The 3,053-nt window shown below is 42.1% G+C and carries 8 protein-coding genes and 1 pseudogene; all 9 read left to right on the top strand.

Features of this window, described 5'->3' with window-relative positions:
• The coding region (rpsQ, locus tag A2517_RS11815; RefSeq protein ID WP_294897316.1) for a 30S ribosomal protein S17 at positions 1 to 102 on the top strand (102 nt) is incomplete at its 5' end.
• Positions 99 to 467 (top strand): 50S ribosomal protein L14, encoded by a 369-nt coding sequence (rplN, locus tag A2517_RS11810; protein WP_015652602.1) that lies wholly within the window; start codon positions 99 to 101, stop codon positions 465 to 467. The genes rpsQ and rplN, both read left to right, overlap by 4 nt.
• Entirely contained in the window at positions 467 to 697 is a 231-nt protein-coding gene (gene rplX / locus A2517_RS11805; RefSeq protein ID WP_294870753.1) for a 50S ribosomal protein L24, read from the top strand. Before rplN ends, rplX begins: the two co-directional genes overlap by 1 nt.
• Positions 698 to 699: 2 nt before the next feature.
• Positions 700 to 1,245: a 50S ribosomal protein L5 gene (gene rplE / locus A2517_RS11800; protein ID WP_294897314.1), complete on the top strand. Its 546-nt coding sequence runs from the start codon at positions 700 to 702 to the stop codon at positions 1,243 to 1,245.
• Positions 1,245 to 1,430, top strand: coding sequence for a type Z 30S ribosomal protein S14 (locus A2517_RS11795; protein WP_294897312.1), 186 nt, complete (start codon positions 1,245 to 1,247; stop codon positions 1,428 to 1,430). Before rplE ends, A2517_RS11795 begins: the two co-directional genes overlap by 1 nt.
• A gap of 42 nt (positions 1,431 to 1,472) precedes the next feature.
• Entirely contained in the window at positions 1,473 to 1,868 is a 396-nt protein-coding gene (rpsH, locus tag A2517_RS11790; RefSeq protein ID WP_294897310.1) for a 30S ribosomal protein S8, read from the top strand.
• Between the two features lie 9 nt (positions 1,869 to 1,877).
• Positions 1,878 to 2,414 carry a 50S ribosomal protein L6 gene (gene rplF / locus A2517_RS11785; RefSeq protein WP_294897308.1) on the top strand — a complete coding sequence of 179 codons (537 nt, stop codon included), beginning with the start codon at positions 1,878 to 1,880 and terminating at the stop codon, positions 2,412 to 2,414.
• An 11-nt stretch (positions 2,415 to 2,425) separates the two neighbouring features.
• Positions 2,426 to 2,782 (top strand): 50S ribosomal protein L18, encoded by a 357-nt coding sequence (gene rplR, locus A2517_RS11780; protein ID WP_294897306.1) that lies wholly within the window; start codon positions 2,426 to 2,428, stop codon positions 2,780 to 2,782.
• Positions 2,783 to 2,791: 9 nt separating this feature from the next.
• A pseudogene (gene rpsE / locus A2517_RS11775) lies at positions 2,792 to 3,053 on the top strand (30S ribosomal protein S5); the annotation flags it as partial.

The following is a 3,053-nucleotide window of genomic DNA, read 5'->3' as shown; positions in this document are numbered from 1 at the left end:
CAACTTAACATTGGTGATGAAGTGATCGCGATCGAGTGTCGTCCACTTTCAAAAAGCAAATCGTTCCGTCTTAAAACTCTGGTTAAAGGAGTGAATGCATGATTCAAAGTTTTACTCGTCTAGCAGTAGCCGATAACACAGGGGCTAAAGAGATCATGTGTATCAAGGTTCTTGGCGGTTCAAAACGTCGTTATGCAACAGTAGGTGATGTTATCATCGCTTCTGTTAAAAAAGCGGCTCCAACCGGTAAAGTAAAAAAAGGTCAAGTTGTTACTGCAGTTGTTGTACGTACGAAAAAAGAGGTTCACCGTGAAAACGGTTCACTCATCCGTTTCGACGAAAACGCAGCTGTAATCCTTGATAAAAAACGTGAGCCGATCGGTACACGTATTTTCGGACCTGTAAGCCGTGAAGTTCGTTACGCAGGTTTCATGAAAATCGTATCACTTGCTCCAGAGGTTGTATGATGGCAAAATTTAATTTCAAAAAAGGCGACATTGTTGAAGTGATCGCCGGTGATGACAAAGGTACTAAAGCAGAATTGCTTCAAGTTATGCCTAAGAAAAACAAAGTAATCGTTAAGGGTGTTCGCGTTGCTAAAAAAGCGATCAAACCTAGCGAGCAAAATCCACAAGGCGGATTCTTGAATAAAGAAATGCCTGTTGATGCATCAAATGTCCGTAAAGTTGAGGCGTAATCATGGCACGACTAAAAGATAAATACTTGGCGCTCAAACCTGAGCTCCAAACCGCTCTTGGAATTGCAAACGTAATGCAAGTTCCAGCTCTAGAAAAAGTGATCATCTCTGTCGGTTGTGGTTTTGCCATGAAAGACAATAAATTGATCCAAAGTATCCAAGATACAATCAGCAACATCGCTGGTCAACGTGCATCTGTTGTTGTTGCTCGTAAATCGGTTGCAGGTTTTAAAGTACGTGAAGGGATGCCGGTCGGTGTTAAAGTTACACTACGCGGTGCTCAAATGTACGATTTCATGGATAAATTGATCTCTGTATCTCTTCCACGTGTTAAAGACTTCCGTGGTATTCCACGTAACGGTTTTGACGGTCGCGGAAATTACAACTTCGGTTTGACCGAGCAGTTGATTTTCCCGGAAGTTGATTACGATTCAATTATGCAAATCCACGGGATGAACATCACCGTGGTAACAAGCGCTACAGCCGATAAAGATGCATTCAAACTTCTTGAAATGATCGGTATGCCGTTTGCTAAAGGGAGAGAATAATGGCTAAAAAGTCAATGATCGCTAAGCAACAACGAACTCCAAAGTTTGCTGTTCGCGCGTATACTCGTTGTCAGATCTGTGGTCGTCCACACTCTGTCATCAGTGATTTTGGAATTTGTCGCGTTTGCTTCCGTAAAATGGCAAACGAAGGGTTAATCCCAGGCGTTAGAAAGTCAAGCTGGTAATTCCGGCTCGATACTACTTACGACTAAGATAAGGAAATATAAATGATTAATGATTTGATCGCGGATTCGTTGACTCGTATCCGTAATGCGGCTATGCGTCGTTTAGATTCTACAACATTGGTTCACTCTAAAGTTGTAGAAGCTGTAGTTGCCATTTTGGTGGACAAAGGCTACATCGAGAGCTTTAACGTTGTTGAAGACGGCGTTAAAAAAACCATCAACGTAGTGTTGAAATACGACGAAAAAGGTCGTACGGTTATCAATGAAGTAAAACGTGTCTCTAAACCGGGACGTCGTGTTTACAAAGGTAAAGATGAACTTAAACGTTTCAAAAACGGTTACGGTACCATCATTGTCAGCAGTTCAAAAGGGGTTCTTCCTAACGATAAAGCATTCGAGCTTGGCGTAGGCGGAGAAGTCCTTTGTACAATTTGGTAAGGAGATAAGATGTCACGTATTGGAAAACTTCCTATTTCTATCCCAGCTGATGTAAAAGCTACACTTGATGGAACGGTATTGACGTTCGCGAAAGGTGCAACAACTCAAACCTTGGATACTCTCGGTAACTGTGGTGTAGTACTTGAAGATAACACTTTAACGTTTAGTACAAACTCTGATCAACGTGCTGATCGCGCATTCTGGGGCACATACCGTGCACTAGCGGCAAACATCATCACAGGTTTGACAACAGGTTTTGAGAAAAAACTGGAAATCAACGGAGTTGGTTATCGTGCTGCGGTACAAGGTAACGTATTGAATCTTCAACTCGGTTTCAGCCATGATATCAACTTTGATATCCCTGCCGGTGTTGATATTTCAGTCGAGAAAAACGTTATCACCATCAAAGGTGTCGATAAACAACAAATTGGACAAATTGCAGCTGTAATCCGTTCATTCCGTCCACCTGAGCCGTACAAAGGTAAAGGTGTTAAATACTCTGATGAGACTATCCTGCGTAAAGCCGGTAAGACATCTAAGAAATAAGGAGCGATGATATGACAGGTAAAACACTTAAAAATAAATCGGCAAAACGCCTTCAGCGTAAACGCCGTATTCGCTCTAAAATTTCAGGATGCGCGTCATTGCCTCGTGTCTCTATCTTCCGTTCAAACCGTTACATCAGCGCGCAAGCGATTAATGATGAATCGGCAGTAACGTTAGCAGCAGTACACTCAAAAACTTTGGGTCTTAAAGCAAACAAAGCAGACGCTGAAAAAGCGGCAGCCGTATTTGCAAAAACCCTCAAAGATGCCGGTATCAATGAAGTTACGTTCGATCGTAACGGATTTTTGTATCACGGTGTCGTAAAAGCGTTTGCCGAAGCACTTCGTGCAAATGAAATCAAGTTTTAAGGCACGATGATGAATCCAATTAACAGAGAAGAATTTTCAGAAGCGATTGTAAACATCGGTCGTGTAACTAAAGTTGTAAAGGGTGGTAGACGTTTTCGTTTTACCGCTCTCGTAGTTGTAGGAAATAAAAAAGGAACCGTAGGTTACGGAGTCGGAAAAGCGAAAGAAGTTCCAGACGCTATCCGTAAAGCGGTTGACGAAGCGTTCAAAAACTTGACAGAAGTGAAGATCAAAGGTACCACCATTGCTCATGACATCGAAGTTAAATACA

It is taken from the genome of Sulfuricurvum sp. RIFOXYD12_FULL_44_77 (assembly GCF_001830725.1).
In the GTDB taxonomy this organism is placed as follows: domain Bacteria; phylum Campylobacterota; class Campylobacteria; order Campylobacterales; family Sulfurimonadaceae; genus Sulfuricurvum; species Sulfuricurvum kujiense_A.
This window is presented reverse-complemented; position numbering and strand designations above follow the sequence as displayed.

Excerpts from the sequence above, each read along its gene's own strand:
- rplN (WP_015652602.1), top strand. The coding sequence starts at position 99 with ATGATTCAAAGTTTTACTCGTCTAGCAGTAGCCGATAACACAGGGGCT.
- rplX (WP_294870753.1), top strand. The coding sequence starts at position 467 with ATGGCAAAATTTAATTTCAAAAAAGGCGACATTGTTGAAGTGATCGCC.
- rplE (WP_294897314.1), top strand. The coding sequence starts at position 700 with ATGGCACGACTAAAAGATAAATACTTGGCGCTCAAACCTGAGCTCCAA.
- A2517_RS11795 (WP_294897312.1), top strand. The coding sequence starts at position 1,245 with ATGGCTAAAAAGTCAATGATCGCTAAGCAACAACGAACTCCAAAGTTT.
- rpsH (WP_294897310.1), top strand. The coding sequence starts at position 1,473 with ATGATTAATGATTTGATCGCGGATTCGTTGACTCGTATCCGTAATGCG.
- rplF (WP_294897308.1), top strand. The coding sequence starts at position 1,878 with ATGTCACGTATTGGAAAACTTCCTATTTCTATCCCAGCTGATGTAAAA.
- rplR (WP_294897306.1), top strand. The coding sequence starts at position 2,426 with ATGACAGGTAAAACACTTAAAAATAAATCGGCAAAACGCCTTCAGCGT.